This is a genomic window from Lelliottia sp. WB101, from assembly GCF_003051885.1.
In the GTDB taxonomy this organism is placed as follows: Bacteria; Pseudomonadota; Gammaproteobacteria; order Enterobacterales; family Enterobacteriaceae; genus Enterobacter; species Enterobacter nimipressuralis.
This window is the reverse complement of sequence record NZ_CP028520.1, coordinates 596,585-623,245: the sequence shown is the minus strand read 5'-3', so window position 1 is coordinate 623,245 and position 26,661 is coordinate 596,585. Positions and strand designations below refer to the sequence as shown.

The 26,661-nt window shown below is 55.4% G+C and carries 27 protein-coding genes and 2 pseudogenes; 15 read left to right on the top strand and 14 right to left on the bottom strand.

What is annotated here, in order from left to right; all coding sequences use genetic code 11:
* Positions 1–122: 122 nt before the first annotated feature.
* Positions 123–884, bottom strand: coding sequence for an EAL domain-containing protein (locus DAI21_RS02955; protein WP_102105614.1), 762 nt, complete (start codon positions 882–884; stop codon positions 123–125).
* Positions 885–1,111: 227 nt separating this feature from the next.
* Positions 1,112–1,360, bottom strand: coding sequence for a hypothetical protein (locus DAI21_RS02950; protein ID WP_107702457.1), 249 nt, complete (start codon positions 1,358–1,360; stop codon positions 1,112–1,114).
* A 174-nt stretch (positions 1,361–1,534) separates the two neighbouring features.
* On the opposite strand from DAI21_RS02950, the gene DAI21_RS02945 reads away from it, so the two are divergent.
* On the top strand, positions 1,535–2,521 hold the full coding sequence (locus DAI21_RS02945; RefSeq protein ID WP_100778045.1) for a lysozyme inhibitor LprI family protein: 987 nt from the start codon (positions 1,535–1,537) through the stop codon (positions 2,519–2,521).
* 81 nt (positions 2,522–2,602) lie between these two features.
* Here DAI21_RS02945 and DAI21_RS02940 read toward each other — a convergent pair whose 3' ends face one another.
* The 7 genes and pseudogenes from DAI21_RS02940 to DAI21_RS02910 form a co-directional block, all read right to left on the bottom strand.
* Entirely contained in the window at positions 2,603–4,699 is a 2,097-nt protein-coding gene (locus tag DAI21_RS02940; RefSeq protein ID WP_107702456.1) for a flagellar biosynthesis protein FlhA, read from the bottom strand.
* A pseudogene (gene flhB / locus DAI21_RS02935) lies at positions 4,686–5,821 on the bottom strand (flagellar biosynthesis protein FlhB). Before flhB ends, DAI21_RS02940 begins: the two are co-directional and overlap by 14 nt.
* On the bottom strand, positions 5,818–6,591 hold the full coding sequence (gene fliR / locus DAI21_RS02930; protein ID WP_107702455.1) for a flagellar biosynthetic protein FliR: 774 nt from the start codon (positions 6,589–6,591) through the stop codon (positions 5,818–5,820). The pseudogene flhB and the gene fliR overlap by 4 nt, the downstream one beginning before the upstream one ends.
* A 5-nt stretch (positions 6,592–6,596) precedes the next feature.
* Positions 6,597–6,869, bottom strand: a complete 273-nt coding sequence (gene fliQ, locus DAI21_RS02925) for a flagellar biosynthesis protein FliQ (RefSeq protein ID WP_100778041.1) — start codon at positions 6,867–6,869, stop codon at positions 6,597–6,599.
* A gap of 2 nt (positions 6,870–6,871) precedes the next feature.
* Positions 6,872–7,624, bottom strand: a complete 753-nt coding sequence (gene fliP, locus DAI21_RS02920; RefSeq protein ID WP_100778040.1) for a flagellar type III secretion system pore protein FliP — start codon at positions 7,622–7,624, stop codon at positions 6,872–6,874.
* A complete protein-coding gene (locus DAI21_RS02915) occupies positions 7,621–8,022 on the bottom strand; it encodes a FliM/FliN family flagellar motor switch protein (protein ID WP_100778039.1) in 402 nt (133 codons plus the stop codon). The genes fliP and DAI21_RS02915 overlap by 4 nt, the downstream gene beginning before the upstream one ends.
* Positions 8,015–8,896, bottom strand: coding sequence for a FliM/FliN family flagellar motor switch protein (locus DAI21_RS02910; protein ID WP_107702454.1), 882 nt, complete (start codon positions 8,894–8,896; stop codon positions 8,015–8,017). The genes DAI21_RS02915 and DAI21_RS02910 overlap by 8 nt, the downstream gene beginning before the upstream one ends.
* Before the next feature lie 486 nt (positions 8,897–9,382).
* Here DAI21_RS02910 and DAI21_RS02905 point away from each other — a divergent pair, with 486 nt between their 5' ends.
* From DAI21_RS02905 to DAI21_RS02865, 9 genes are read left to right on the top strand one after another with little or no spacing between them, the layout of a single operon-like run.
* On the top strand, positions 9,383–10,414 hold the full coding sequence (locus tag DAI21_RS02905) for a sigma-54-dependent Fis family transcriptional regulator (RefSeq protein WP_107702453.1): 1,032 nt from the start codon (positions 9,383–9,385) through the stop codon (positions 10,412–10,414).
* Positions 10,415–10,434: 20 nt separating this feature from the next.
* On the top strand, positions 10,435–10,809 hold the full coding sequence (fliE, locus tag DAI21_RS02900; RefSeq protein ID WP_100778036.1) for a flagellar hook-basal body complex protein FliE: 375 nt from the start codon (positions 10,435–10,437) through the stop codon (positions 10,807–10,809).
* 10 nt (positions 10,810–10,819) lie between these two features.
* Positions 10,820–12,493: a flagellar basal-body MS-ring/collar protein FliF gene (gene fliF / locus DAI21_RS02895; RefSeq protein WP_100778035.1), complete on the top strand. Its 1,674-nt coding sequence runs from the start codon at positions 10,820–10,822 to the stop codon at positions 12,491–12,493.
* Positions 12,462–13,496, top strand: coding sequence for a flagellar motor switch protein FliG (locus tag DAI21_RS02890; protein ID WP_100778034.1), 1,035 nt, complete (start codon positions 12,462–12,464; stop codon positions 13,494–13,496). The genes fliF and DAI21_RS02890 overlap by 32 nt, the downstream gene beginning before the upstream one ends.
* 2 nt (positions 13,497–13,498) lie before the next feature.
* Positions 13,499–14,245 carry a flagellar assembly protein FliH gene (fliH, locus tag DAI21_RS02885; RefSeq protein ID WP_102105612.1) on the top strand — a complete coding sequence of 249 codons (747 nt, stop codon included), beginning with the start codon at positions 13,499–13,501 and terminating at the stop codon, positions 14,243–14,245.
* The gene (fliI, locus tag DAI21_RS02880; RefSeq protein WP_100778032.1) at positions 14,238–15,557 is read left to right on the top strand and encodes a flagellar protein export ATPase FliI; all 1,320 of its coding nucleotides are present in this window, start codon (positions 14,238–14,240) and stop codon (positions 15,555–15,557) included. Before fliH ends, fliI begins: the two co-directional genes overlap by 8 nt.
* 6 nt (positions 15,558–15,563) lie before the next feature.
* The gene (gene fliJ, locus DAI21_RS02875; RefSeq protein WP_100778031.1) at positions 15,564–16,007 is read left to right on the top strand and encodes a flagellar export protein FliJ; all 444 of its coding nucleotides are present in this window, start codon (positions 15,564–15,566) and stop codon (positions 16,005–16,007) included.
* A gap of 1 nt (position 16,008) precedes the next feature.
* Complete coding sequence (locus DAI21_RS02870) at positions 16,009–17,388, top strand: glycosyltransferase family 2 protein (protein WP_234419513.1); 1,380 nt, start codon at positions 16,009–16,011, stop codon at positions 17,386–17,388.
* Between the two features lie 34 nt (positions 17,389–17,422).
* On the top strand, positions 17,423–18,361 hold the full coding sequence (locus DAI21_RS02865) for a hypothetical protein (RefSeq protein ID WP_107702451.1): 939 nt from the start codon (positions 17,423–17,425) through the stop codon (positions 18,359–18,361).
* Between the two features lie 168 nt (positions 18,362–18,529).
* On the opposite strand, the gene DAI21_RS02860 is transcribed toward DAI21_RS02865, so the two are convergent.
* The 5 genes and pseudogenes from DAI21_RS02860 to flgA form a co-directional block, all read right to left on the bottom strand.
* Positions 18,530–19,177, bottom strand: a complete 648-nt coding sequence (locus DAI21_RS02860; RefSeq protein ID WP_107702450.1) for a methyltransferase domain-containing protein — start codon at positions 19,175–19,177, stop codon at positions 18,530–18,532.
* Positions 19,178–19,193: 16 nt separating this feature from the next.
* Positions 19,194–21,470, bottom strand: coding sequence for a glycosyltransferase (locus DAI21_RS02855; RefSeq protein WP_107702449.1), 2,277 nt, complete (start codon positions 21,468–21,470; stop codon positions 19,194–19,196).
* A 41-nt stretch (positions 21,471–21,511) separates the two neighbouring features.
* Positions 21,512–21,949, bottom strand: coding sequence for a flagella synthesis protein FlgN (locus tag DAI21_RS02850; RefSeq protein WP_100778026.1), 438 nt, complete (start codon positions 21,947–21,949; stop codon positions 21,512–21,514).
* 2 nt (positions 21,950–21,951) lie between these two features.
* The gene (gene flgM, locus DAI21_RS02845; protein WP_107702448.1) at positions 21,952–22,224 is read right to left on the bottom strand and encodes a flagellar biosynthesis anti-sigma factor FlgM; all 273 of its coding nucleotides are present in this window, start codon (positions 22,222–22,224) and stop codon (positions 21,952–21,954) included.
* A gap of 128 nt (positions 22,225–22,352) precedes the next feature.
* A pseudogene (flgA, locus tag DAI21_RS02840) lies at positions 22,353–23,137 on the bottom strand (flagellar basal body P-ring formation chaperone FlgA).
* Between the two features lie 87 nt (positions 23,138–23,224).
* On the opposite strand from flgA, the gene flgB reads away from it, so the two are divergent.
* Genes flgB through DAI21_RS02815 form a run of 5 tightly spaced genes read left to right on the top strand, consistent with a single transcriptional unit; the run spans position 23,225 to position 26,647 of the window.
* Positions 23,225–23,575: a flagellar basal body rod protein FlgB gene (flgB, locus tag DAI21_RS02835; RefSeq protein ID WP_107702447.1), complete on the top strand. Its 351-nt coding sequence runs from the start codon at positions 23,225–23,227 to the stop codon at positions 23,573–23,575.
* A 19-nt stretch (positions 23,576–23,594) separates the two neighbouring features.
* The gene (flgC, locus tag DAI21_RS02830; RefSeq protein WP_100778022.1) at positions 23,595–24,020 is read left to right on the top strand and encodes a flagellar basal body rod protein FlgC; all 426 of its coding nucleotides are present in this window, start codon (positions 23,595–23,597) and stop codon (positions 24,018–24,020) included.
* 3 nt (positions 24,021–24,023) lie between these two features.
* On the top strand, positions 24,024–24,716 hold the full coding sequence (gene flgD / locus DAI21_RS02825) for a flagellar hook assembly protein FlgD (RefSeq protein WP_100778021.1): 693 nt from the start codon (positions 24,024–24,026) through the stop codon (positions 24,714–24,716).
* 12 nt (positions 24,717–24,728) lie between these two features.
* Positions 24,729–25,916 (top strand): flagellar hook protein FlgE, encoded by a 1,188-nt coding sequence (gene flgE / locus DAI21_RS02820; protein ID WP_100778020.1) that lies wholly within the window; start codon positions 24,729–24,731, stop codon positions 25,914–25,916.
* Positions 25,916–26,647 (top strand): flagellar basal body rod protein FlgF, encoded by a 732-nt coding sequence (locus tag DAI21_RS02815; protein WP_100778019.1) that lies wholly within the window; start codon positions 25,916–25,918, stop codon positions 26,645–26,647. Before flgE ends, DAI21_RS02815 begins: the two co-directional genes overlap by 1 nt.
* The last annotated feature ends 14 nt before the right edge of the window (positions 26,648–26,661 follow it).

The following is a 26,661-nucleotide window of genomic DNA, read 5'->3' as shown; positions in this document are numbered from 1 at the left end:
CACGCTGTTTGCACTGGCCTGCTCATCATTTTGCAGGCCAGAGAAGCGCAGCGCCGCCCGGTGATAAAACGCAAAAGCCCCTTTTTGGGGCTTTTTGTTTTTTATCTCTCCAGGGAAAATGGCTAGCGTTCGGGCTGCATATACTCCTGGTGAAAATGCTCTTTACTGATCGGGCGGGAGAAGAGAAAACCCTGTCCGTATTTCACACCGTGGCGCAGCATCGCGGAGACGTGCGTGTAATTTTCCACGCCTTCAATAATGACATCGATATCAATCTCATTGATATAATCCAGCATTAAAAACGTCTTTTCTATATTTCCGGCAGTCAGACAACTTCTGTCGAGCTTAATATAGTCTGTCGTCCAGATAGCGAGCCGTGATTTCAATGTTTCCAGGCTGTCAATACCATCCCAGGCGAGCTGAATGCCGGCTTCGCTCAGCTGGTCGAGATTTTGGCAGACAGATTCTTCCGGCGTATCGATGATATCCGTAATTTCAAAAATAAAGTTTCGCGGTGAAAGATTATTTTGCTGCATCATGTCTAACGCGCGCGCCGAAAATTCGGCATCGTTCAACTGTACCTGAGAAATATTCAGGGTAAAAAGCGGATTTTCCCGCAACGCCTGCGGCTGTCTGGCGATGAATTTAAATGCCTGGGCCATAACATAATCACCCATTGGCAAAATTCCGCCCGTCTCTTCCAGCTGGCTGATAAAACAATTCGGCGGCACGATATTGCGCCGATGGGTGCCGCGCACCAGAACTTCACCGCCTATACAGGCGAAGCGCGAAAGATCGAAAATGGGTTGAATAACAAAATCGATACCAGCATCGAGCTTGTTTTTTTCGACACACTGAACAACAAAATGTGTACTTTTTTCCATGCCAGCCTCATCACCATAACGTTACCCGTTCAAAGCGACACACTCTGCGCCAGACTTAAACAGGAAGGGCAACAATGTGGCGCTGCGGTATGAGCCAGTGTATTACAGAATTCTGAAGGAAGGATAAATACGGAAAAGCATTTAAAAATGGAAAGAATAATATTATGGGAAATTTTATTGTTTTACATCTGGAAATGAAATTTCCCATAGGGTGAATAACAATAACGTCATTCGTTCTTTAAATCATATTCGATAAGTTTCCAGGTGACGGGGTAGCCATTTTGCCAGGGCATCGTTTCACCCTTTATAACATTTACCACATTGGTCACCGCAGGGTTATCTATTCGCCAGTAACCGCTTTGTGGACATGCATTTCCACTGGAGCGTTTTATACCTAAGGGACTGCGCGAGGATTCTGTTTGCGATCCGTAGGCGGCTACGGTTGCCATGGTCAAATTACTACTGTCAATTTTCATTATTAAGTATCCATAATTTAATCATCCCATTTTTAATATTGCGACAAAATACCAACAAAACTTAACACCTCATTCTCATTAATTATAAATATAGATACCCTGAATGGGTTTATATTGCAAAGTGGGGAGGCATTCGCCACAATAGAGCTATTATTGGATGAAAGTTGAGCAATTATGATCTCTCGCCGCATTCTGTTTTGCCTCATGCTAATGTTGAGCAGCAGCGCCATGGCGGTGAACTGCCAAAGAGCCGTCACGCCGCTGGAAAATACGATTTGTAATAACGACAACTTGCACTGGCTCGATAGCACCCTGTCGGTGGTTTATCAGCAGGCGATTCATCAGGATGGTCTGGCGGCAAACGATAAAGAGTATCTCCACTGGGAAAAGCTGCTGGAAAAATGCACAACTGCCGTCTGCATTGAACGTGCGTACTACGCCGGGATCAGTGGGATTTCCAACGTTAACCGCGATTTTAAGTGGGAAGGCAAATGGTGGAACATGCTGGCGCCCAATATGAGCGGCGGGGTGATCCAGTTCAGTCGCAGTGCCCAGTGGAGCGAGACGCTGGATATTCGTGCCTGGGCGGGGCTAAACAAAGATGAATTCACCGCCGAGGCGCGCAAACTCTACGGGATGCTGGTGGTCGAGAAAGTGGTGGACACCAATAACTGCAAACTGCTGCTGATCCCCAAACACGACGGTTCTCTCCAGGTTTACAGTAACTCCGACTGGGGCTGCCGCATGTCGATGCCAGCCGGGGTATTCCTCGATGGCGCTTATCAGATGGCGGAACACGATCCGCGCCCCAAAGCGACGCTGCTCACCCTCGGGATCTTTCAGGATGCCGCCCTCGACGACAAATTCCGCACGCTGGTCGGCGACGATTACCAGAACTTCGTCAACAGCGCGAACGTCTATATTTATCAGAATGATATCGACAACATCGGTGCCCGCGTGATCTCCATGTGGGTGCAAGGTGCGGCAAACAAACACACGGCTATCGTGATGTACACGCCAAAAGGGGAAATCTGGGCCGGGCTGATTTCGCCAGCGAAGGGGGGTGGCCTGATGTTTAGCTATTACAGCACCGACGGTAGCGATCAGCGTCATATGCCGCGCACCCTCGCCGGATGGAAACTGCGTTTTTTGGATGATTAACTGGCAGGAAATGCCGGGTAACGCAGCGCTTGCCCGGCTGACAACACCACTCACGCAGTGCCGCCGGGCATTCATCACGGACTACGACAGCGTCCCCACAATCGTCAAATCACTGTCATCCGGCACCTCGTTATACGACAGCACATTCAAATTGCTGGCAAACAGACGTCCATAGCGTGAAATCAGTGGTCGCAACTGCGGGGTCACCAGCAGCAGCGGTGGCATCCCTTTCGCTTTCATCTGCTCCTGAATAATCGGCATCGTGTTCTGCAGCTGCGTCAGAATGTTTGGGTCGACCGGGAAGCTATCCAGCGCCACTTTTCCACTCTGTTGAGACTGATTTAGCGCGCCCAGCAGCATATTCTCCAGCGCGTTATCAATGGTGTAGGCCGCCAGCTTCTGCCGGTCACCATTGATATTATGAATAATGGCGCGACGCAGGGCGTAACGCACGTCGGAGGTCAGCAGGATCGGATCTTTGGTCACTGCCGAGCTTTCCAGCAGCGTCGAGGCGATGGTGACGATATCTTTCAGTGACACCTGCTCCAGCAGCAGCTGGCGATAAATCCGCAGCAGCAGGCTAAAGTTGAGGGCGTTCGACAGATCCTCCGCCAGCTTCGGCGCCTGTTGCGCCAGACGGGCGTGCAGATGGGTAATATCGTCGTAATTAAACAGCTCCGGCAGATGCTCGCGGGCGACTTTATTGACGTGCGTCGCGACCACGCTGGCGCAGTCCACCACCTGATAACCCAGATTCAGCGCATTGGCTTTCTGCTCCGGATCGATCCAGACGATCGCCATGCCGTACGCCGGATCCGTATCCAGCACGCCGTCGATTTCGCCGTACAGTTCCGCCCCTGGAATCGCCATCAGTTTTTCAGCGTACACCTCCGCCAGCGCAGTGCGGATGCCGTTGATATGAATTGCATATTGCGCAGGCTTGAGGCGGAAATTCTCCCGGATGCGAATCTCCGGCAGCAGCACACCACACTGTTCAGACACCACCTGGCGCACCCCGCGAATACGCTGCGACAGCGGGCTGCCCTTTGCCGAGTCAATCAGCGTCACCAGTTTGTACCCCAGATTCAGGCCAATCGGCTCCACCAGCGGAATGCTTTCCCAGTTGATAGCAGGCGCGACATCCTGGCCCAGTGCGTCGGTGATCGCTTCGTAATCCGTCTCTTCTTCGGCGGGTTTAACCACTTTGCTCTGCCGCCAGGCGGCAAACAGCAGTAAACCGGTGAAGCACAGAAACGCGATGTGTGGCATACCGGGGACAATCGCCAGAATAAACATGACGAAGGCGGCGGTGTAAAGCACATGCGGTTTGGCCAGCAGCTGGGTTTTGATCTCATCGCTGACGTCATCGCCGTCGCTGACGCGTGTCACGATAATCGCTGCGGCGGTCGCCAGCAGCAGGGAAGGGATCTGCGCCGCCAGGCCGTCACCAATGGTCAGCAGAACGTACTGCTGGAACGCGTGGCTGGCATCAAGATCGTATTTGAAGATACCGATACAGATCCCGCCGATGACGTTAATCACCAGCACCATGATCCCGGCGATGGCGTCACCACGGACAAACTTCGAGGCCCCGTCCATCGCGCCGTAGAAGTCGGCCTCTTTCGACACCTCTTTACGCCGATCGCGCGCCTGTTTCTGGTTAATCAGTCCCGCATTCAGGTCGGCGTCGATCGCCATCTGTTTACCGGGCAGGGCATCAAGGGTAAAACGCGCCGACACTTCGGAAATACGCTCTGCCCCTTTGGTGACCACCACAAAGTTGATGATCATCAGGATGATGAATACGACAAAGCCGACAACGAAATCGCCGCCGATCACCACCTGTCCGAAGGCCTCGATCACCTTACCGGCTGCACCTTCCCCTTCGTGGCCGTGGAGTAATACCACACGCGTGGAGGCGACGTTCAGGGTCAGTCGCATCAGGGTGGTGATCAGCAGGAGCGTCGGGAACACGGCAAAATCGAGCGGACGCTGCATGTTTACCGCCACCAGCATGACCGTCACGGCCAGCACGATGTTGAAGGTAAACAAAATATCCAGCATCAGCGGAGACAACGGCAACATCACCATCGCCAGCACGCTGAGCAGTAATATCGGTACGCCGATGCGGCCCTGACGGAGAATGGCAAGCATTTGCTGTGACTTACTGTTCGCCATGGGTTTTTAATACCTCTTTAGGAATGTTGATCTGTTTGTTCAGGCTCGGTTTGGCCTCAAGCTGGCCGGTGCGCCAGGATTTGAGCTGCATGACGTAGGTCAGCACATGCGCAATGGCGCGAAAAAGCTGGGCCGGAATTTGCTGGTTAACGCGCGTGGAGTGGTAAACCGCTCGCGCCAGCGGCGGAAACTCCACCACTTCAATCTGGTGCTGGCTTGCCACTTCACGGATGTAGAGGGCGATATCATCGACCCCTTTCGCCACGATGTACGGGGCTTCTGCTTTGTTCGGATCGTATTTCAGCGCCACCGCGAAATGGGTCGGGTTGGTGATGATCACGTCTGCTTCCGGTACGGTGCGGTTAATCTGCCCCATCGCCATCTGGCGCTGGAGCTGGCGGATACGCCCCTTGATCTGCGGGTTCCCGTCGTTATTTTTGTGCTCTTCCTTCACCTCTTGCTTGGTCATGCGCATCTTTTTGGTGAACATGAATTTGGTCAGCGGCACGTCGAGCAGAGCAAAAATCACAATCACTGAAATGAAGTAGATCAGCACATGGTGAAAAATGCCAAAACCGGCGTGGATCGCCTGGTTGAGGTTCAGGCGCTGCAGATGCAGCAGCGGATTCAGGGAGCTGTGAACCATCGAATACAGCACCGCCAGAATTACCCCGCACTTGAGCATCATCTTGCCCACTTCCACATAATGGCTGGCGGCGAACATGCGCTTTACGCCGCTGATCGGGCTGATTTTTTTGAAATCGGGCTTCAGCTTCGACAGCGTAAAAATCCAGCCGCCGGGGATCAGGCTCGCCACAATACAGGCCAGTGGAATCGGCGCGAGGGTGGCGATAAAGCGCAAGATCACCGAGACGTTGAGCATCAGAAACTGGCTCAGCGCGCCGCTATCGTCCAGCCGCCCGGCCATCATTCCCACCGAGGTAAAAGATTCCGTAATCAGCTGCTGGTAATAGGGGAAAAAGCTGCTCAAGGTAATAAACGAGGTCAGCAGCCCCACCGCCATGGTCAGGTCTTTCGAGCGCGGCAGATCGCCCTTTTCCCGCGCTTTGCGCAGTTTCTGGGGGTGGGTTTTTCGCTCTTATCTCCGCCCTGGGCCATCAGTGGCTCCTTACGGCTTCGAGCCTGGCCAGAATTTCATTGGTCAGGTTGAGATAATGGTCGGGAATATTGGTCATCATCATCGAAATACAGAGCAGGCCGAACAGCATGCTGATGGGAAAGCCCAGCGAGAACAGGTTCAGGGTCGGAGAGATGCGGTTCAGCAGGCCAAACCCCCCTTGCACAATCAGCATCACAAAGGTGGTGGGCAGGGCGATTAATGTCGCCGCAGACATTATCCAGCCCAGGCTTTGTACGATTAATAATAATGTCGGTTTATTAATCGCCTGACCGATGGGCCACCAGACAAAACCTTTAAACAGAATTGTCACCACCAGCAGATGCCCGTCCATAATGAAAAACAGCAGGGCGCAAAAGGTGTAAATAATCTGCGAAATCACGGTGGTCGAGCTGCCGTTGACCGGGTCGTTCATCATCGCCATCCCGAGGCCCATATTCATTGAAAGAATATGTCCGGCGGTCTGCAGGGCGACAAACACCAGATGCATTGCCATGCCAAACAGCATGCCCCACAGCATCTGCTCGCCGATGAGCAGAAGGGTACGCACCGACATCAGCCCGGTGAGCAGCACTTTTTCCGGCAGCATCGGGGTGATAATCACCGACAGCGCCAGCGCGAGCGCCGCTTTGATGCGTTTGCTGAAAGCGCGGTTATCCAGCACCGGGCAAAAATGGATAAATGCCAGAATGCGCACAAACGGCAGAACGAGCGCCATCAGCGGGTTTATCAGAGTGAGAATATCGATGCCCATGGCCGTCAGCCCACCAGCGCCGCCGCCTGGTGAAAGAGGTTGACGGTAAAGTCGACTAACTGGGTCAGCATCCATTTGCCGCCAATGATCAACACCGCCAGCGTCACCAGCAGACGCGGCAAAAAGCTCAGGGTCTGTTCGTTAATTTGCGTTGTCGCCTGAAAAATACTGACGCACAGGCCGACGATCAGGCTCGGCACAATCGCCACCGCCGAGATAATCAGCACCAGCTTGATGCCGCTCGCCATGATGTCACCGGCAATATCCATCGTGACCATGGCTATACCCCTTGCACGCTGGAGGTGAGGGTGCCGACAATCAGCGTCCAGCCGTCACAGAGCACAAACAGCATCAGCTTGAACGGCAGCGATACAATCAGCGGCGACAGCATCATCATCCCCATCGCCATCAGAATACTGGCGACAATCAGGTCGATAACCAGGAACGGAATGTAGATCATGAAGCCAATCTGGAAGGCGGTTTTCAGCTCGCTCAGCAGGTACGCGGGGGTAACCACCGTCAGATCCTGCTCGCGCGGATCGCCCGTCACTTTGGCGATATCCATCATCTGCGCCATCGCTTTATTGCTGGTTTGCGCCAGCATGTAGTTCTTCAGCGGCGTCTCCGCTTTGCCAAACGCCTGTTTCATGGTGATTTCATCATTCTGAAACGGCACGATGGCCTCATCGTAAATCGTCGTCCAGACCGGGCGCATCACCAGCAGCGTCAGGGCCAGCGCGATGCCGGTGAGGATTTTGTTCGGCGGGCTTTGCTGCAGCCCGAGCGCCTGGCGCAAAATCGCCAGCACGATGATAAAACGCGTAAAGCAGGTCATCATCAGCACCATCACCGGCAGTAACCCCAGCAGGGTCATCAGGATCAGGATTTCAATTTTGACGTTGTAATCCTGGCCGCCGTCGGTGGTGGCCGAGCTAAAGAGCGTAATATCGCCGTTCGCCGCAAACAGCTGCGGTGAGAAGAGCAGCCCGGCAAACAGCAGCGCGGGCGCCACGGCGCGAAGCAGCGGTTTCATCGCGTCAGTTCACCCAGTTCTTTGCTGTTGAACTCCAGAATGCGCAGGCCGTATTTATCGTTCAACACCACCGCTTCGGCTTTACCGAACAGAATGCCGTTCACTTTGATGTCCAGCGCTTCACCGGCCATTTTATCCAGCTCAATCACCGAGTCATGGTTGACGGTCATCAGGTCGGCCAGCGAAATCTCCACCGACGCCACTTCCAGGGTCAGGGTGACCGGAATGCGGCTGAACAGCGCCATTTTGCGCAGGTCGTCGATGCCGCTCGCCGTCTCAGGTTGTTCCTGAATATCCAGGCGGATATTGCCTTCAACCGTCTCTTCGCGCGGCATATCGCCGAGGTTGAGATCGCTGAAATCCAGGGACTGGCTCAATTCTTGTTGCAGATCACTCATAAGGCTTCTCGATGGTTCTGTCGTTAAATCCACAGAGGAATAACTTGCTGTGGTCTTCGGCGATGTTGGCGTCAAAAATCTGCTCTTTCCCGATATACACAGGAACGGGATCGTTGATGCTCATAGGGATGATGTCGCCCGGCTTGATTTTGGCCAGTTGGGCGACGGTTAAATTCAGGCTGGCGACTTTGCCGCTCAGTTTTAACGGCAGGCTGTAAAACAGACGTTCGATCTGCGAACGGTCCGGCGTGGGTTTAGGGCCAGCGTGGCTGTCCGTCAGCGGGTCGCGTAAATTCATCAACATGTGATCGACGTGCTGATTATCAAATAACAGCGTAAAACTGCCGTGCTCATACCCTTCGAGACTAAAAGTGACGCACCACGCCCACTGATTAATAATGGTGGTGTTATCGCTTTTAATGTCCAGGTCCTGGCCAAAGGTCTCTTTATCAATGAGCAAACGGGTGAGATCCAGCCCGATTTTTGTTTTCAGACGATCTTCTGTTTTGGTTACCGGTTGGCTGGTGTCCGGTGAAATATTACCGCTCTCTTTCCCCAGGCCATAATAGTCATGAAGAATGTGCAGGAGTAATGAACGCTCGATGCTAAAGGCAATGGAACCGAGCGGCGTGGAAAAAAGTTGGGTGTTTTTATGCGTCTGGTCAATCGCAAACGTCATCGATTCCAGTGCGACATTTACCCGCAATTTTTTAAGAAAATAAATGCTCAGGCGCGAATCATAGATATCGAAGCTGTCATTCATTAACTTGGGTAATTTATGCCATGGGCGACCGAGCTTGCTCACATCGAGCTTCACCATGTCGGGAATCGCCTGACGTGGGTAGATTCTGATTCGCTGAGGAGCTGCTTGCATAGTTCTTCCGCATAAAAAGAGTGATAAGCGTAAAGCGTCAGAGATAAAACAAAAAACGCTAATCGGTTCTAAAATAATTTAAGTTTCTTAAAACAGTGCCGCTTTATCTATTCAGGAGAGATAACCTGCCAGAGATAAAACCAGACGCGCACAGTTTATTAAGGACAAGAATTAGACTCTTTTTAGACGATCGGCACAAGATTGTCCGGGTTATTAATTCCTTATTTTACAGGCGCTTATCAAGATTAATAACTTTTGTAACTCTATGATATTTATAGATTAATATTTTAATACCCATTAAAAACAAGACATCTCACCCCGCACCGATATACTGCGCTTCAGTCATGAATTCCGATGCTTCACTGTATCCGGTGACTTTCGTAACCCATATCGAAATTATGCATTTATAAATATCCGCGCCAGGCGGCGGAATATCTGTGCAGCAGTTTCAGGTTAATGAATTGATTAAATTGTTGGTGAGTTGTTATGAGTATTGTTATTGAACATGAAGCCCAAAATGAAAATGGATTTGTTGCCAGCGCACCAGAAAGCGTCAATGTATTTTCATTAGCGCGTCGCGTGGCTAAATATAATGTATCGGTACTTATTACTGGCGAGACCGGAACAGGAAAAGAGTGTATCTCCCGCTATATTCATGAGAATGCATTAGGTGCCGATGCGCCTTATGTTGGCGTGAACTGTGCGGCCATTCCGGAAAGCATGCTTGAGGCAATTTTATTCGGCTACGAAAAAGGTGCTTTTACCGGAGCGGTCACAGGCGTTGCCGGTAAATTCGAACAGGCGAATGGCGGAACCTTATTGCTCGATGAAATCGGTGATATGCCGTTAGCCCTGCAGGCGAAATTATTGCGCGTCTTGCAGGAGCAGGAAGTCGAGCGTCTCGGCAGCCATAAACGTATTCCTCTGGATATTCGCCTGGTCGCCTCCACCAATAAAGATTTACAGCAGGAAATTGCCGAAGGGCGTTTTCGTCAGGATCTCTTTTACCGTATTTCCGTCGTACCCATTCATATCACCCCGCTGCGTGAACGCCGCCAGGACATTATTCCTTTAGCGCTGCGTTTTATTTCCAAATATAAAGCCTTCCATAAAGGAAATATTCGTCTGAGCGACGAAGCGCGTCACGCGCTGCTGGCTTACGAATGGCCGGGCAACGTGCGTGAGCTGGAGAACGTTATTCAGCGCGGCATGATTCTGAGCAACGGCGAAGAGATCACGGCGGTGGATTTTGGCCTGCCGGTGATGATTCCCACCGTCGAAATGCCCGACCTCGACGTCATGCCTGCCTACCGCGAGCAGCAGAGCGCGGCCAGCGCGATGAGCAACGTGAAGCTTCATGGCCGGATGGCGGAGTTCCAGTACATCCTCGAACTGTTAAAACGTCACAACGGCAACAAATCTAAAACGGCGGCTTTTTTGGGTATCACCCCGCGCGCGCTGCGCTATCGACTGGCGTCAATGCGTGAAGAAGGCATTGATGCCGGTTGCTACTCGTAACCGCATAAGGGACTTAACCAATGGACAAAATTACCGCTATCGGTCTTCACGCCAGCCAACAGGCGATGCTGGACAAAATGCACAATACGGCCGCGATGGCGGCGTCTGGCGCGGTGAATCAGGGGCAGATGATTGCCCCCGGTGCGTCGTTTCCCGACGTGGCGGGCGCAGGCAATCTCTCCTTTTCCCAGGTGCTGAATAACGCGATCGATAATGTCGATGCGGTCCAGCACTCTGCCGGAGCAAAGCAAAAAGCGATTGAAATGGGACAGAGCGACGATCTGGCTGGTGCGATGATCGAATCGCAGAAGGCGAGCGTGGCCTTCTCCGCCATGATGCAGGTTCGCAACAAACTCACCACTGCGCTCGACGAAGTGATGAATACTCCGCTCTAAGGTCTCCTCCGTGCTGAATAAGTTAAAAGAAAAACTCTCCGCTTTACCCTTGCCTGCCGGGCGGCTGAAACCCCAGTGGCTGATTACCGCAGGCGGCTTGCTGCTGGTGGGGGCGATCGTCTTCTCCCTGTGGCGCAGCAATCAGGGCTATGTGGCCCTGTATGGCAGCCAGGAAAATATTCCCGTGGCGCAGGTGGTGGAAGTTCTGGGCGCAGAGGCGATTGCCTACCGCATAAACCCCGACAACGGCCAGATCCTGATCCCGGAAAACAAACTCCCGCGTGCGCGCATGGCGCTGGCGGCGAAAGGGATTACGGCGGTGATGCCGGAAGGCTACGAGCTGATGGACAAAGAGGAGATGCTCGGCAGCAGCCAGTTTGTGCAGAACGTTCGCTACAAACGCAGCCTCGAAGGGGAACTGGCGCGCAGCATTATGGCGCTCGACCCGGTGGAAAGCGCCCGCGTGCATCTCGGCCTGAGCGAATCCAGCTCCTTTGTGATGACCAACAAACCGCAGAGCAGCGCCTCGGTGATGTTGCAGTTGCGCTACGGCAAACATCTGGATGAGCAGCAGGTCGCCGCGATTGTCCAGTTGGTCGCCGGCAGCGTGCCGGGCATGCAGGCAAACAGTGTGCGGGTGGTGGATCAGGCGGGCAATCTGCTGTCAGAGAACGGCCAGCAGGGCACCACCAATATGGCCAGCATCCGCCAGGGGCGCGATGTGATTGAGCGTATCAAACACGAAACCACCAGTAATATCGCCGGGCTGCTGACACCGCTGTTTGGTAGCGAAAACTACCGCATCAGCGTGACGCCGTCCGTGGACATGAGCAGCGTCGAAGAGACTCAGGAGCGCCTGGGCAAAGAGCCGCTGGTGAGCGACGAGAATATCTCTCGCGAAAACACCACCAACGAGCTGGCAATGGGCATTCCTGGCTCGCTCAGTAACCGTCCGGTGACGCCACCGGCAGCCGCCACGGCACCTGACGCGCAGCAGCAGACCACGCAAACCCAGACCAGCGATCCGCGCTCCCTCACCAACCGCACCCAGGAGCAGCGTAAGTTTGCCTTCGATCGCGATATCCGCCATATCCGTCATCCCGGCTACAAGCTGGAGAAACTCCGCGTGGCGGTGGCCCTGAATCAGGCCGCGCCGTCTCTCGCCTCGATGACGCCGGAACAGCTCGCCACGCTGACGCGGCTGGTCGAGGACGCCGCTGGCATCGAAAAAGATCGCGGTGACTCTCTGACCCTCGACCGTCTGACCTTTGTTGATATCACGGGCGACGGCCTGCCGGTGCTGAAATGGTGGCAAGACCCGTCCATTCAATACTGGGGACAAATGGGCGGTATCGGCCTGCTGGCGCTATTAACCCTGCTGTTTGGCGTGCGTCCTCTGGCTCAGCGCCTGGCGCGCCGCGATGCGCCTGCCATCGATGCCATTGAAGCGAAAGGGCTGGACGACGCACCGGAAAATGAGCTGGTCACCACCGAAAACGGCCTGACCGGATTGCCAGGCCCGGCATTCAATCAGGATACCGACTTGCCGCCACTCAGTTCTGGCCTTGAAACCAAGGTGGAATACCTGCAGATGCTGGCGGAAAACGAAACCGAACGTATGGCTGAAGTACTGAAACAATGGATCAACAGCAATGAGCGAACACCTAATAAACAAGAGCAGTAAAGGTAGCGTCAAAAGTGGACGCAGCCGCCTGGAGCAGGCCGCCATTCTGTTGCTCAGTGTGGGCGAAGAAGCCGCCGCAAAGCTGATGCAGAAGATGAACCGTGATGAAGTGATTTTACTCAGCGACACCATGGCGCGGCTGCACGGCGTGAAGGTGGACCACGCGCGCTATGCGATGAACAACTTTTTTGACGACTACCGCGAGCAGAGCGGTATCAACGGCGCCTCGCGCAGCTATCTGCGCAGCATTCTGGAGAAAGCGCTGGGCGGCGAAATCGCTAGCAGCGTGATCAACGGTATCTACGGCGACGAGATCCGTCACCGCATGGCGCGTCTGCAGTGGGTCGACGTGCCGCAACTGGCGGCGCTGATTGAGCAGGAGCACCTCCAGTTACAGGCGGTATTCCTCGCTTTCCTGCCGCCGGACGTGGCCGCTAGCGTGCTCAGCGCCCTGTCGCAGGAGCGTCAGGACGAAATCGTCTGGCGTATCGCGCGTCTCGATGACGTTAACCGCGACGTGATTGACGAACTGGATCGCCTGATCGAACGCGGCGTGGCGGTGCTGTCCGAGCACGGCTCGAAAGTGGTCGGCATCAAACATGCAGCCAATATCGTCAACCGTATTCCGTCCAACCAGCAGCAACTGCTCGATCAGCTGCGCGAACGGGATGCGGGCGTGGTGGAGGAGCTGGAAGAGGAGATGTACGAGTTCTTCATCCTGAGTCGCCAGACGCCAGCCACGCTGCAGCGTCTGATGGAGGAGATCTCTATCGAAGAGTGGGCGGTTGCCCTGAAAGGCACCGAGCCGGTACTGCGCCAGACCATTTTCAACGTCATGCCGAAACGCCAGGTTACCCTGCTGCAATCCACCACTACGCGTCTGGGTCCGGTTCCTGTGAGCCGCGTGGATCATGTGCGTAAAGAGATCATGGCCACCGTCCGTCAACTGGCGGAAGAGGGTGAGATTCAGGTGCAACTGTTTGCCGAACAGACCATGGAGTAACCATGTTTAAAAAGCACAGCTTACCCTTAAGCGCCCTGACCCCGACCCGACAGGCGGTGATCAAACCGCGCCTGTACAAATTCCCGCCGCTGCGTAAACGCCGCCCGGCACACAGCGTGGCGGATGATATTCCCGCTGCGGCTGACGGCGCGGCGATACAGGAGCAGCTTCAGCAGGGATTTCAGGACGGCCTGAACCGTGGATTTGCCCAGGGTATGGAAGAGGGCAAAGAAGAGGGATATCAGGAGGGGCTGCGCCTCGGTTTTGACGAAGGCGTGCGGAAAGGGCGATCCGAAGGGAAAACCCAGGCGCGCCAGCAGTTTCTCGACGCGGCCCATCCGCTGGATGAGATCATTCAGTCGATGGAAACCTTCATGGCGAACTACGAACAGCGTCGCCGCGAGGAGTTATTACAGCTGGTGGAGAAAGTGACCCGGCAGGTGATCCGCTGTGAACTGACCCTGCATCCCACGCAGATTTTGACGCTGGTGGAGGAAGCGCTGAGCGCATTGCCCCAGCAACCCGAGCAGATCAACGTCATGCTCAACAGCGAAGAACATCGCCGCATCAGCGAAGCCGAGCCGGAAAAAGTGGCCCAGTGGGGGCTAATGGCGGACCCCGATCTGGCCCCCGGTGAATGCCGCGTGGTGACCAACACCACTGAAATGGACGTGGGCTGCCAGCACCGACTGGACCAGTGCATGGACGTGCTGAAAGAGACGCTGCTGCCGGAATCCCGCGATGAGTAACACCGATTTCGCGCAGGTTTTGCGCTCCATCGACAACATCAACCTCGCCCGCGTGGCCGGGCGCCTGGTGCGCGTGGCGGGCATTTTGCTGGAGTGCGTCGGGTGCCGTCTCGCCGTCGGCCAGCTGTGCCAGGTCGAAAGCGCTGAAGGGGAGTTTATCGAGGCGCAGGTGGTCGGGTTCGATCGCGACGTAACCTTTTTAATGCCCTTCAAACAGCCCTCCGGCCTGATGGCGGGCGCGCGCGTTTACCCTGCCGATAAACAGCAGGGGGTGTTGATTGGCGATCAGTGGCTCGGGCGGGTGGTGAACGGCCTCGGCGAGCCGATTGACGACAAAGGCAAACTCTCCGGCGACACGGTACTGCCGCAGCAACTCCCGCAGGTGCATCCTCTGCGACGTCAGCCGGTGGCCGCGCCACTTGACGTGGGCGTGCGGGCGATTAACGGCCTGTTGACCATCGGTAAAGGCCAGCGAGTGGGGTTAATGGCGGGGAGCGGCGTTGGCAAAAGCGTGCTCCTCGGCATGATCACCCGCTATACCCAGGCCGACGTGGTGGTGGTGGGGCTGATCGGCGAGCGCGGGCGCGAAGTGAAAGAGTTTATCGAACATTCGCTGGGGGAAGAGGGGCGGCGCAAATCCGTGATCGTCGCCGCACCAGCCGACGAATCGCCGCTGATGCGTATCAAAGCCACGGAGCTGTGCCACACCATCGCCAGCTACTACCGCGACAAGGGTAAAGACGTTCTGTTGCTGGTGGACTCGTTAACCCGCTACGCCATGGCGCAGCGTGAAATCGCCCTTTCGTTGGGCGAACCGCCCGCCACGAAAGGCTATCCGCCATCGGCATTCGGCATGATCCCGAGACTGGTTGAAAGCGCGGGCAACAGCGAAAGCCACGGCTCAATGACCGCAATCTACACGGTGCTGGCAGAAGGCGATGACCAGCAGGACCCGATAGTCGACTGCGCCCGTGCGGTGCTGGACGGGCACATCGTCCTGTCGCGCCATCTGGCGGAAGCGGGCCACTACCCGGCCATCGACATCGGGCAATCCATCAGCCGCTGTATGAGCCAGGTGACGGAGCGCGAACACCAGCTTTCGGCGCGCACCCTCAAGCAGCTGTACGCCGAATACCAGAGCATCAAGCCGCTCATCCCGCTGGGCGGATACGTGGCGGGCGCCGATCCGATGGCCGATAAAGCGGTCAATCTCGCCCCGGCGATCACCCGGTTCCTGCAGCAGGAAGTGCAGGATGCGGCGCTGCTCGACAAAACCATCTCCGATCTCAACGTACTGGCGAAAGCAGGATAATCGACGATGAGTAAACTGATTCAGACCCTCGAACAACTCCATGTGCTGCGCAACCGCGCGGTAAAAGATCTCAGCAGTAAACTCGCCACTCAGCAGCAGCTGTGCCAGCGCCTGGAGAAGAACATTCACGCCCTGTCGAACCTCGTCAACCACAGCACGCCGGAGATGCAGGGCAGCGCGACCATGCTTCACAACCAGTCGTTCTACAAACGCAATATCCAGCGAGTGATCGACTGGCAGCGGCAGGAGCAGGCGCTCGCGACAGTCGAAGCGCAAAAATTGCAGGGGAATTTGCTGGCGGAATCGCGCCGGGAAAAGAGCCTCGAACTGGTGCTCGATGGCCGTCGACAGGACCTGCGCCAGGCGCAGGAGCGCCGCGAGCAAAAAGTCACTGACGCCGTCTCTGCGCAGTGTTGGTTAAGACAACAACAGGCCCAGCGGCAGCGATAAGATGGCTACTAATTTGATGCAGTCGCTGCTCAAACGCCAGCAGCAGAAAAAAATCACCGAATTCCCGTTTGTCAGCGTGATCTGTCCGACGTGGGAGCGCCGGGCGTTCCTGCCCTATCTGCTCTATCTCTTTCAGTATCAGGACTATCCGGCCGATAAACGCGAGCTGGTGATCCTCGACGATTCCGCGCAAAGCAACAAAGATCTGATCGCCATGATGGTCGATGCGCGCGTGGACAATGTGCGTTATATCCACAGCCCGGAGCGGCTGGATCTCGGTGAAAAGCGCAACAAACTCAACGAGCTGGCCAAAGGGGAGTACATCGTCTGCTTTGACGATGACGACTACTACCCGCCGAACAAAATCAGCGCGCAAGTGGGCGAGATGCAGCGCAACAATGCCCTCTTTTCCGGCAGCGACACCATTTACATCTGGTATAGCCATCTCGATAAAATCTATCGCACCCATTCGTTTGGCACCCACCACGCCCTGAACGGCACCTTTGCCTATCACCGCCACTTCCTGAAAAACCATCGCTATGAAGACTCCGCGATGCTGGCGGAAGAGCAGGCGTTTCTGAACAACTACACCGCGCCGGTACTGCAAATCGATCCCCGCGAGGCGATTTTGTGCATTTCGCACAGTGCTAACACCTACGACAAAGATTTCGTGCTCGGCTCCAGCCAGCCGACGGCGCTGACGCTGGAAGATTTCGTCTCCGATCGCAATCTGCTGAACCACTATCGCCGCCTGAGCCACGCGCCGCTCAGCACCTCCGTGCAGTGGTCGGCCTTCGCTAAGGTGGCGGTGCTGTATGACCAGCCCGATGAGCTTGAACATCAGCGTCAGGCGCTGGTCGCGCTTGGACTCGATGCGCAACAGCTGGTGCCTTTTGCCCGCGACGGGCAGGACGAGCTGACGTCCCACTGCCAGGTGCTGGACACGGCAATGCGCGAGCAGTGGCAAAGCGTGGTGCTGGTGGATGCGTCGGTGAAATACGTGCGCAAAGAGATGTCGATAAAAACGGTAAACCAGCTCCTTTCCCGCCTGGCTCATATCGACTGGCAGGTGGTGGTGCTGGGGGCGCGCTATCAGCGTATTTCACCTCTCAAGGCATTGCCGGGTGTGGCCCGCATCGCGCGCGCTGACTGCGGCTGCGCGTATGCCGTCAACGGCGAATACATCCCCGAGCTACTGGCGTGCTACCGCCAGGCCATCGCGCAACAGCTCACTCTTGATGAATGCTGGCCTGCGCTCATGCAGGCCCGCTGCTGGCTTGGTCTGCAGCCGAGCTTTGCTTTTTTACCCGAGATATCCGACCGCGAAAGCGGGAAGCGTATCGATTGCACCCACTGGTTTTTTCGCAAAAACTTTCAATGAAGAAGGGCCGCCACTCCAGCGGCCGGAGTACCCTATGGAACTGATTGAGCACTACCAACCCGAATATGTCGTCCGCTTTGCCGAGCGGATACGGCCCTGCGAATGCCCTGCCTGTCAGGGGCGTACGGACGACTGGCCCGTCACTCACGTGAAGCTGAAAAACCAGCAGCGCGACAGCCTCGACGCGGGCTGCGAGACTGCGGCCCGCGAGATCCTGCTCAACCCGCAGGCCTTTGTTCTGCATACCTCAACGACCCGGCCGCAGAGCGAGCAGGGGCTGAGCGCCTGGGACGAAACCCTGAACCAGATGTGCATCAACCTGGCGGTCCATCCGGCGCTGACGCTGGAGAGCAGCCTGTACGCCATCGGCGTGTTGCTCAGTAAAGCGCAGCGTTATCTCGACAGCGATCAGTGCGAGCCACACCAGCTGCTGGAGATGGGCGAGCAGCTTTCGGCGCTGGCGGAGCGCGGCATCCTCGACGAACAGCTGCGCCTTCTGCCGCCGATTGAGGTGAATCGCGTGGAAGCGCTGGAGCAGATGGGCGCGATGCGTCTGACCCTCAATCTGCCCGCAATGCAGAAAATGAGCATGATGCTGAAACTCAGCGAGCTGGCGGTGATGCAGCCTGCCCGTCTGCAGGATCGCTTACGCGAGCTGGAAGCCGGTGCCGCGCGCAACGCCCTGCTGAACGAACAGCCGCATATCCTACGCAACGCCCTGATCTATAAACTGTATGGCGAATGTCTGCCAGGTCCCGACGCCGACAACTACGGTGATGTGCTGATGTCCCTGACCCGCATGATGTTCCAGCTGAAAATGCTGTGCGCCATGTGGCTCGAGGACAAAGCTCAGCTCACCCACAACGATGTGGTGGCGCTGTTTAGCGCGTGGTTTAACTGGCAGAGCGGAAATGTGTGGAAGGGCGCGAATTCGGCCGATTACACGTTGCTGTGTGGGCTGTCGTTGATTTGATGTACCAGGCCGTCACTATTAACGTTAGCCATTCAGCCTTTTAATTTAAATAGACATCAAAACCATGAAGATAGCGTTTTGATGTCTATGTTTTTTCTCTTTCTCTACAGAGGGTTTCGGTCGCAGTGAGTCTGCATTGGAACCTGTCTGGCACCCGGTCTGCGGAACTTACTGTTCTTCAATACGACGGAAAATATAGAAATCTGCAAAGGACGTATTGTCTTGATTGCGAACATCAAACGGATATCTATTCGGAACCCAATCCTCTAGCACCCATTCCGCGGTCATATTTTTAACAATCCAGTCAGTGAATTTGCGATGGCGAACGTGTTTAACATGCCCGCCCAGTAGCGCATTCAGCTCCTCGTTATTCGACGCATAGATAATGACAAACCGCTCGGCTGCGCTGAACAACGTGGTCATATAGTGTGTGAAAACTTCATCTTCAATTAAGTGATAAATCACATCCAGCGAGAGCGCGAGTTCAGCTGTCTGACCGTTCCAGTCGTTGACCGGATAAAAGTGCTTTGTTGGATCGTTGGCGAATCGGCTCTGGCAGCGCTCAAGGGCATGCGCAGAAACATCAAAACCGGTATAGCGCGGGTAGCGCGCAAGTGAGAGCTGATTTCCATCGCCACAGCCGAACTCCATGACTGACGATATGCTTTCCTTTTCAACAAACCGATTCAGTACCTCAGCTTTAAAATCAGCCAGGCAACCGTAAGATCCTGCGCCTGAATTACCTTCAAGGCGGTAACGGTCGTCCCAGTATTGTGCTGAGTGTTGAAACGCTAACGTATTGTTTGGCTGTGACATGTCTAATCCTGATGCTTTAAAGAGGTAAACGATGCAGGCCTGTTGCTACAGGGCTGTCGTGCAAAAGTGCGTGCTTGAGATCGGCTATCGTTAGTGGATGTATTTGCATGCCGGGTTCGGTCGTAAAGAGTCGGCAATAGCGCTGCGGGAAGGTTTCACTAACGTACTGGCGCAGAATAGTAGGCTCGGGCGAATCGGCAATCAGCACGGGCAGGCTGGCAAATGGCAGTGCTTTATCTGAAACAACTAACAGATGGAATTGCTTATCCTGTTGAGCGCCCAGGAGCTGGATTTGCTCTATTAACGTGTCAACGGAGACCGTCGTGGCGTCCAGCACAATGATTATGTATTCAAGATCGCAGGCGGCGATTAAAGCCTCGCGCCGTGTCTGCACAAACGCGTCGATCTCCTGGCGGCTTTTGCCAGGAAACAACTCTGTCGACCGGTAACGTTTAAGAATGGCTTCAAAGATACGATATTCATAGGTAGCATCAATTGGTTTGCCCATTCCGGTCAGATTGTCGTCATGCAGGCGATAAGCGACATTGCACTGTGCGGTAAAAGCAATACGGGCTACGCCGACAGCGCGGGACCAGAATTCGTAGTCATGAGCACGCAGGTATGCCGGGTTATAGTCCCCGACTCGGGTGTAGAGCGAACGACGAACGCAGCAACCAGGATTAGTAATGAAACTGCCATGGACTATCTGATGTAACCAGTTGGCAGGTGCATGGTTGAACAGAGAAAAAAACTTCTTTTCACCTGCTAAGGTTTCCATTGCACAGGAGATCACGTCGGTCTGCGGGTTGCGCTGTAGCAGGGTGCGGTAATGGGTTAACGCATTGGCATGGAGGTGGTCATCACTATCCAGCCAGACCAGATATTCTCCCTTCGCCTCTTCAATACAGCGATTTCGGGTATCCGGGGCATTGCTGTGTGCTTTGCGAACGATGCGCAAGCGCGGATCGTTCAGGTCTTCGATTGTCGCAAGGCTCCCGTCTGTAGAGCCATCGTCAACCACCACCACCTCAAAATGCGAATCCCTTTGATTCAGCGCAGAATAAACTGCCGGAAGTAAATAGCGCTCACGGTTATAGCAGGGGATGAGAATCGAAAAAAGCGGCGTGGTACTGCCGACCGGCTGCCAGAGAGCCTGATAACCCTCCGGCAATTCCTGCTGGCGCAAAAGGGTTTGTGCTTCCTGTGTATAGTGTTCAGGAGAGGGATTACCTTCAAGCACGCGGGCCACGGCGTCTTCAAGCGAAGTGAATAAATAATGCTTGGGTAGATATTCACTCAATCCTCCAGCAGCATGAAATGCAACAGGTTTTAAGCCGGCAAGCATCGCCTCAAATACGCCCATGCCCTGAGATTCGTTATAGCTGGTGGAGAGCAAAAAGGATTTATCCGCGTACCAGCTCGCCATTTCCTCGGCGGCAATTGTTCCGCATATGACCACATTGCGGGATAAACCATAGATGGCGACAAGCTGAGTAAAACTGTCGAAGAGACATTGATCCTCTACGCGTCCGGCAATAAACAGCTTATAGCGCGAATTCTGTTTCACTAAGGCCTGCAGGATGGGCAGAAGCATGATCAGATTTTTTTGCGGCGCAAAGCGGGCCACGCAGGCAATATGAAACGGATTTCGACGAATGGCACTCTGCGTGACAGGAACATGTTCGGTCAAATTGGCGAGAACAGTGACCTTCAAATGGACGGGTAATTTCTTGCCCATCAGGGAAATAAAGCGTTTTTTCATCGCCTGACTGACAAGAACAACTTCGTCAATATTGTCCCAGTTGGCCTGTAAAAATGCCTCCCCATAGAGTTCGTAACGATGGATACGGCAGACCATGCGGCAAAACTTCGGCAACTGACTCGCCGCAATAATCGCGCCGTCGCCCCACTCAAACCAGGCGACATCGCAATGGCGAAGGGCATTGAGCAGGGACTGCTGGGTGAGGGATTTGCCGCTAAGCTTCTGTACATGATGGCCTTGCTCTTGCATCAGCCCCATGACGGGAAGCAAAAAATGGAAATTATCGTTGGTCGCTGTCACCACAATCCGCTGTTTTCCAGCCTCGAGCGCAACAAATTGATACGCAAGCGGTTGGTCTGTTTGCCCGATGCACTGATAGCCGCAGCGACTCAGATAGCCGCTGATTTCTGCGAATTTGTCAGGGGTTGCACCTTCCAGCGAGACGGGTGAATGGGCTGTTGCTGCTTCCTGAATAGCGGCCAGCAAATATTCCTGAGGCAGGTCAGCCGCCAGGATTTTTTGAGTTGTCATGCTGCGGTCCTTCGGGGGAAAAAGAGATTCAGCGGGGGAGGTCACACCTGCCGATAAAGCCAGTTCTCCGGCTCGCCTACGTTAAACAGGTTTTGCAGAACCTCCTGCTGCATCGCCAGCACCATGCCGTTGCTGTCGTTCAGCGTTTTACATTCTGCGGCTGCCTGCTCCAGCGAATCCCAGAGCGTGTTGAGCTGCGACTGATTGGCGGCGGGCAGGCGGGTGAAGAGCGTGCGCAGGCCGTGCGCACCGGCGGGGATACCGAGCCGGGTCAGGAGCTGATAGCGCTGTTTGCTGTTTTCCAGAAGCTGTTCATACACCGTGAAAATGCTGGCGTTCAGCGTCTCCAGTGCCTGCGCGTTACGCGCGATCAGGAACTGGCGCTGATCCGTCAGCAAGGTCTTTAGCTGGTTGTAATGGTTGCGATCGTCGACCATGCCCTGAATCAGCGTTCTGACGCTCTGTGCGGCGTTACTCATTTTTACCTCTGATAGTATTGCTCTATCGCGCTGGTTAGAGCATCGAGATCGACGCTGATTTTCCCGCTGGCGATAGCCTCTTTCATACTGGCGACGCGCGCCATATCCACTTCTGGCAGGTTTGCCAGCTGCGTATGCGCATCACCGAGAACCGGATCAATCGCGGTGGTGCGTGCGACTTTCATCTCCTCAGCACCTGCGGTGCGAGTCTGTGCCGTCGCACTGGACTGATTAATCGCGCTCGTCATGGCGTACTGGGGGGATGTCACTTTCATCGCTTACTCCATCTTCTTGGTTGTGCAGGTTGCGTCAGCTGTTCAGCGGGCGGAAAAAACGTTTCCGATCTCCATACCCCTGTAAAGCGACGCACTCAGGGCGAAACTTAAGCCTTGCGTAAAGTTTTTTAATTTTTCGCGCTCAGGCTGGTTCTGACCACGCCCATCTCGCTGACGATGGCGGTCACTTCCCGCTCGCTGCTCTCATTCTTCACTTTGATCATCTCGCCTTTGCGCCCTTTTTTGCTGGCGATCCCCATGGTGCGGGCCTCGACGCCATCCTGATCGGCAATCATCAGTACCCGCTGACCGCGCTCAACCATCACCGGCGAATCGAGCTGGCTCATGCTTAAAGGCTGGAGTTCCCGCACGCGGCGCTTGAGCGTCAGGCCAACCACATCATCCGGATGGGTGACGTAACCGCTGCGCAGGTTGCTGATATTGAACTTCTTCAGGGTGATATCGGACGGGCCGAGCACGTGCCCGCGCTCCAGGGTGTTTTTGGCCATCAATACGGCGAGATAGATGTCCGGTTTGACCGTCACCGCCACTTCCCAGCCGCCCGCGCTTTCGCAACGTACGTCAAAACGCAGCCTGCGCAGATCGAGGCGTTCGCCCGTCGGCGTGCTGACGGTGAGCGGGGCGGCGCAGGGGCGTACTGCGAGATTTCAGAAGGAATAAACAGATTGAGCTTTGCCTGGTAATCCTCCCAGCGGCTGCGCTGGGCTTCCTGACGAATCGCCTCGGAGGCCGCCTGCTGGACGCGGGAATGCACCTGCTTACGGGCGCTGGTGGGCTGGGGCGGCGCGGCGGCGGAAGCCGCGGAAAAGCAGAGTATGGCTGTGGTCAATGAGGAGCGGAAAAAGCCCTTCCCATTGCGCGGTGAAAACAGTGATAAAACGCTATTAATCATGATGTTATGAACCTGGCACGATAGTTGCTTTAAAGATTGCAGCAACACGGACTATCGGCACTGTCCACCATCACGAAGGAGTGAGTTGTGAGTATTAGTTTTGATAAGGCATTGGGCGTTCATCCGCAAGCTGTAGCACTTCGACTTTCCAGGGCGGAACTGCTTTCAGCAAACCTGGCTAACGTCGATACACCCAATTTCCAGGCTAAAGATATTGATTTTGCCGCGGAGATGCAACGTTCGCAGCGGGATTTCTTTCCCGGCTCGACGGCGCAACAGATGTATCGCGTGCCCTATCAGCCCTCCTCGGACGGCAACACCGTTGCGCTGGATGTGGAACAAACAGAGTTTGCCAAAAACGTTCAGGACTACCAGATGAGCCTGGCGTTTTTGAATATGAAATTCACTGGTCTGAAGAAGGCCATTGAAGGTAAGTAATTGAATCAGGTAACGATAAATGGCTTTTACCGATATCTACCGAGTGTCAGGCTCGGCCATGACGGCACAGACCGTCCGCCTGAATACCGTCGCCAGTAACCTCGCCAACGCCGATACCGCGGCGACGGCAGAAGCGGGCGTGTACAAAGCGCGCCGCCCGGTGTTCGCGGCGGTGTATCAGAACGACGAGCTGATGAACAACAACGGTTTGTCCGGTGCCCGCGTGCAGGTGATGGACGTCGTGGAATCCGGCAACGCGGTGCAGCGGTACGAACCGCATCACCCGATGGCGAACCCGGACGGCTACGTCTGGTATCCGGACATCAACGTGGTGGAAGAGATGGCCGACATGATGTCTGCGTCGCGCAACTTCGAAACCAATGTCGATGTTCTTAACAATGTAAAAAGCATGCAGCAGAGCCTGCTGCGTCTGGGCGAGGCGTAATAGATGAGCGTGAATGGCGTTTCCACTCAATCCGGTACTACCCCTTACGACAGTGGTGTATCCGCCAATGACAACAGCGCGGCAGGGATGAACAACCTGTTTATGCAGCTGCTGGTGGCACAAATCCAGAATCAGGACCCGCTGAACCCGACCGATGGCACGGAATACGTCGGCCAGCTGGCGCAGCTGACTCAGGTGCAGTCGATGGAGACCATGTCGCAATTAATGGCCAACAACGCGGTGCTGATGGACAACCTGCAAACCCTGTCGACAGGCAATCTGGTCGGGCAGAAGGTGATGGTTCAGACCGATACCCTCCAGAGTGATGGCAGCACCAACATCGAAGGTCGCCTGACGCTGGATCATGCCGCCAACACCGTCACGGTGATCGTCAAAGACGAAAGCGGCAACGAGACCAAAATCGAGCTGGGCAAACAGGAAGCGGGTTCCGTGGACTTCACCCTCAACCCGCAAGAGCTGGGGCTGAAAGAGGGAAAATACACCATGACCGTCATGACGGACAACGAACCGGCCAAAGTGCCGATTGAAGTCGGCGGCGTGGTGAACAACGTGCGGATCCCGCTCGATGGCACTGCGACCATGCTCAACATCAGCGGCATCGGTGAAGTGGCGTACCACAACATCACTCAGTTCGGCCAGTCGAACGACAAAAACCCGAAGGGATTAACGAGTTAATCAGGAATTATTATGAGTTTTGATATTGCAGTTTCTGGCCTGAATGCCATCAACCAACAGCTCGGCGCGATCTCCAACAACATCGCTAACTCCGGCACCGTGGGCTTTAAATCCGGGCGCGCGGAGTTCGCATCCCTGTATGCCGAAGGTCAGCCGCTGGGCGTGGGCGTGACCGCCGTTGCGCAGAGTATTTCCAAAAGCGGAGCCATTTTTGCCTCTGCCAACAGCCTCGATTTGGCCATTAATGGCGACGGCTTCTTTATGATGCGCGACAGCACCGGCACCACCGCCTACACCCGCGCAGGCTATATGGCCACCGACAATAACGGTAATCTGGTTAACAACCTCGGCATGTACCTGCAGGGCTATCCGGTGGATGCCAACGGCGTGGTGCAGACCGGGACCATCGGCAATCTGACCATCAGCAGCGGCTCTATCCCGGCGAAAGCGACCAGCACTCTCGACTTCACCGCCAACCTGAATGCCAACGAAAAGCTGCCGGAAAACCCCGATTTCGATCCGACCGACGAGAAATCCTACAACCACACTTACGCCACTCAGGTGTATGACTCTCTGGGCCGCGAACACACCATGAAGCAGTACTTCGTTAAAACCACCGACAACGAGTGGGAAGTGCACTACTACATGGACGATCAGGATCTTGGCACTACCGAGAAAATGACCTTCACCGAGCAGGGCGTGCTGCAGACGCCGACCGGCCCGGTCACCATCAACGCCAGTATTCCGGGCGCAGACGGCATCGAACTGACCCTGAGCTACAGCGGCACCACTCAGTTTGGCTCCGATTTCTCGGTCAGCAAAAACTCCGGTAACGGCTACGCCTCCGGGGAACGTACCGGGCAAATGATCGACAAAGACGGCAGCGTCTACGCCACCTTCTCCAACGGTGAGCGCCTGCTGCAGGGCCAGCTGGTGCTGGCGAGCTTCTCCAATCCGAACGGTCTCTCTTCGCAGGATGGCACCACCTGGTCGCAAACCGCCAGCTCCGGTACGCCGCTGACGGGCGCGCCAGGCACCGGGCTGCTGGGGTCGATCAGCTCCAATACTCTGGAAGGCTCTAACGTCGATCTCACCGCCGAACTGGTCGGGCTGATGACGGCGCAGCGTAACTACCAGGCCAACACCAAAGTGATCAGCACCAACGACAACATGATGTCGGCGCTGTTCCAGGCACTGTAATGGACCACTTAATTTATACCGCCGTGAGCGGAGCGTCCCGCAGCCTCGCGCAGCAGCAGATCCACGCGAACAACCTGGCGAACGTCAACACCCAGGGGTTTCGTCACGATCTGGACAGCGCGATGTCGCAGCAAATTCAGGGGGAGGGTTACGCCTCCCGTTTCTTGGTGCAACAGCAGCAGGGCGGCGTCGATCTGACGCCAGGGGCAACGCGTGAGACGGGGCGCGATCTCGATGTCGCCGTCAAAGGCAGCGGCCTGATTGCGCTGGTCAGCGGCAACCGCGAGGTCTATACCCGCAACGGCCAGATTGAAGTCGGCCCGGAGGGCGATCTGACCATCGACGGCCTGCCGGTCTCCGGCGACAACGGCCCGATCGTGCTGCCGCCGTTTTCGTCCGTCAGCATCGCCGACGACGGGGTCATCACCATCGTGGCGGATGACGGCGACATCGCCGCACCGATGGACGTCGACCGTATCAAGCTGGTGGATATCGCCGCCAGCGAGCTGAGCAAAAACAGCGCCGGTTTTCTGGTGACCAACGCCAACGTCAATCCGCGTACCGAAGAGGTCGAGGTGGTTGCCGGGCACCTGGAAACCTCTAACGTCTCGGCGATTAACGAAATGGTCTCCAGCATCGCGCTTAACCGTCAGTTCGAAGCCCAAATCAAAATGATGAAGGCGGCAGAAGATCTGGCGACGGCGGGCAATCGCCTGCTGCGTAACGCCTGATTTTCGCCCGTTTA